Source organism: Roseibium sp., assembly GCF_025698965.1.
Taxonomy (GTDB): domain Bacteria; phylum Pseudomonadota; class Alphaproteobacteria; order Rhizobiales; family Stappiaceae; genus Roseibium.
Map to the genome: position 1 here is coordinate 1 of NZ_JAILWL010000630.1, position 3,001 is coordinate 3,001.

The following is a 3,001-nucleotide window of genomic DNA, read 5'->3' on the forward strand; positions in this document are numbered from 1 at the left end:
TGAGCTTTTCGGAAAAATCGAGATCGCCCTTGGTGTTTTCCCTGCTGAACAAAAGTACTGGGACATCTGCAAGTATCTCGGGTGCGTCGAGCTTGGTTGCAGATACATCCTTGACCAGTTGTTCAGGCATGACATTGCCTAAAAGCGATGTGCGGCTTGTGTCGAGCCGCTCAAGGGGAATGCGCTCGGTCTCGAAAAGCACTTTTTCGCGAATGTTGATTTCCCGAATGTAGCGCCTGCCATTGACGACGGGGGCGGCGAAAATTGCACCCGAGACATCGTTGCGACGCTGCAGAAGATCATGCGCGATAATGGAACCGAAGCAGAACCCGAAAACAACGATGGTGTCACAGCCGAGGTCCCTTAGAACGTCGGCTCCTCTGTCGGCAGCACTCACCCAATCTTCAAGACCGCCATCCGTCGGTGGATCGCCGGAGTCGACAGTGCCTGGATAGTCAAAGCGCAATGTCGGGAAACCGGCGGATGCCATATTGTCTGCCAGAACCTTGTAGAATTTTCGGCTGCATAGCTCGGCATGGGCCCAGGAGCGGCAAAGCAATACGCCTGTACTCCGGCGAAATGTCTGGCATGGGGAAGATACGATTGCCGATACGTCGTCATAGACAATTGGGCAGGTACCAAAGTCGGGCATTTTCAATCAGTTCCACACATTCCGGGATGGACAAGGCAACCGGTCACGGCCAGTTGCATCGAGGCCGTGTGCATCCGGTCCTATCACAATTTTGTTAACGCAGGCTCTCATGATAACCGCAGGTACTGAAGTATTCCCGAATAGCGTTAACCCGGAGTGCTGGTGCCAAGCAGTGAAATGGCCGGTTTGAGCAAGGGTTTGAATCGCGCCGGTGCGAACTTCTCTACGGCAGATTCAATTACCTGCAGGTCGGAAGCCGGAACGGACTTCGTAAGCCGAAGGAACACAGCGTAGACAACTGCAGCCACCGGGATCGACAAGAGTAACCCTCCGAGCCCTCCTACTGCCGTGACAATTGCATAGGCAGATGCTGCGCACGCGATCCCTGAGATCAGGATTCGGATCTGCGAACTCAGGTCGATCGCAAGTCCGAGGCGCTTGTGGCAGTGAATCACAAGCCAGAGAAAGATCGAAACTCCGATAACGCCCCTGATCACCGCCGCGCCAATCCCGCCGTAAAAGGGAGTGAAAACCAGATTTAGAATGACAAGAGCTGCCGCCGCTGCACCGTTCATGTAGACAAGTCGGCGGTCGTTTTCGAATGCCAGCATTGCTGCGAGGGGGACAGAATAGAGCGCTTGAGGCAGTGAAAAGAATACCAGCAAAACCGCGATTGGAATGGCCGGCATGAAATCGTTGCCGAAGGCCATCGGAATAAGGAGGGGCATGATGACCGCACCCCCGAAACTGATCGGAACCAGCAGCATGCTCAGCCATCTCATGGAACGGTCGTAGGATGTCTTGAGTTGCTGTGTCGCCTTGTCGTCGTAGAGCCTGCCGAAACCGGGCGTAAGTCCTGCCGCCAGGTACATGGCAAGTTGGAGGATCAGGCTGGAAAAGGTCACGGCAGCGGCAAAGTAACCAACCTGCAATACAGTGAAGAAAAAGGTGAGAAACAGGAATTCCACACGCGTTTTGATCAAGGTGTCGAGGATGATGGAAATCCAGTTGCTCTGTCCATATCGGATCATCTGATCCGATATCTCGGCCTTTTCCGGACGACCGCTTGAGAGGTAGGTGCGCAGGCCGAAAGCTTGAGGAACGTGCCTTGCCAGATATCCGGCCATTGCACCGGCCGGACCAAAAAAGAATGCCCCCGCTATCGTTACCGGAACCTGCAGGAAACATCCCGCCACGGTTTTCTTGGCTGCACCGAAATAGCGGCCAAGCCCGTGATCGGCCGCCATGACAAAATGCCCCTGCCCATAGGCAAGGGACGTCAGACCGGCGACAGCCCACACCAATGCCGTGTTCAAGTCTGACGATTGATAGGTGTAAAGGGCGTAGGGTAGAAATAGTGCACTCACCAGAAGAACCGGCCAAATGAACTTTTTATAGAAAAACTTGGTGAAGCCGTTTCGTGCTTCCACCATCTCTCCCTGCCGTCCAATGTATCGCAGCACCACCGCCGGAATTCCACGTGTCGCGATTATCGATCCTGTAATCGCCACCCAAAGGGCAAGGGCGGTCAAGCCTGTGCCTTCGGCGCCAAGCATGCGGGCGACAATCACTGAACTCGCGAACCCGGCGATAAGGGAGATTATTCCCGAGGCCGAGACGAACAGGCTGGCGCTTAAGATGGACTGCATACTTTTCCCTCAGGCCTGGATGCCTGTCTGGTTCGGATCGAATAGAGTGCGAGGTATTTCTTATCAAAAATACCTTAATTTTCTTCCCGCGAACCATCGATTGGTCTGCGCTGTGCGAACCCACTTGCGGCACTTGGGTAAGACCTATCTGTCAGGCGTCTTTCCCGGCGACGATTGTTTCAAACGCATTCGTATAGGCGGTGGCGACATTTTTTGCCGTGTATTGTGGTGCGGATGCAAGGGCTCCCTTCGAAAGGCTCTCGTAATAGTCGGGATCCGAAGCGATTTTATATATGCACGCACCAATCGCATCGCTGTCGCTTGGAGGAACTTGAAGACCGTTAACGTCGGGGAGGATCGATTCTGAAAGGCCTCCCAGGTTTGTGCCAATCACCGGAACCGCGTGCGCAAATGCTTCCACGGCGACGCGCCCGAAGGCTTCTGCGCCAATTGAAGGTGCAACCAGCAGATCGATTTGCGGAAAGAAATCCTCGGGTTTTGTCCAGCCGAGAAACTTTGTCTTGTGGGCGGGAAAGGTTTTTCTTGCCTGCTCCGCAAATTCGTCGCGCCCGGTTCCGGCGATATAGAACTCGACTGATGGCGTCTCCGAAATGTTTGCTGCCGCTTGTGCCAGCACATCAATCCCCTTGAAGGCGGTGTGCACGCCAATAAATCCGATGCGAAACGGGCGGTCTGCCGG

At 54.5% G+C, this 3,001-nt stretch carries 3 protein-coding genes; all 3 read right to left on the reverse strand.

Going from position 1 to position 3,001, the window contains the following annotated elements; translation table 11 throughout:
* Positions 1 to 652 (reverse strand): alpha/beta fold hydrolase (locus K5905_RS30755; RefSeq protein ID WP_297591529.1); only part of this gene is annotated, 652 nt, incomplete at its 3' end.
* A gap of 146 nt (positions 653 to 798) precedes the next feature.
* The gene (locus tag K5905_RS30760; RefSeq protein WP_297591530.1) at positions 799 to 2,301 is read right to left on the reverse strand and encodes a lipopolysaccharide biosynthesis protein; all 1,503 of its coding nucleotides are present in this window, start codon (positions 2,299 to 2,301) and stop codon (positions 799 to 801) included.
* Positions 2,302 to 2,452: 151 nt separating this feature from the next.
* Positions 2,453 to 3,001: glycosyltransferase (locus K5905_RS30765; RefSeq protein WP_297591531.1), on the reverse strand; the 549-nt coding region annotated here is incomplete at its 5' end.

Excerpts from the sequence above, each read along its gene's own strand:
- K5905_RS30760 (WP_297591530.1), bottom strand. The coding sequence starts at position 2,301 with ATGCAGTCCATCTTAAGCGCCAGCCTGTTCGTCTCGGCCTCGGGAATA.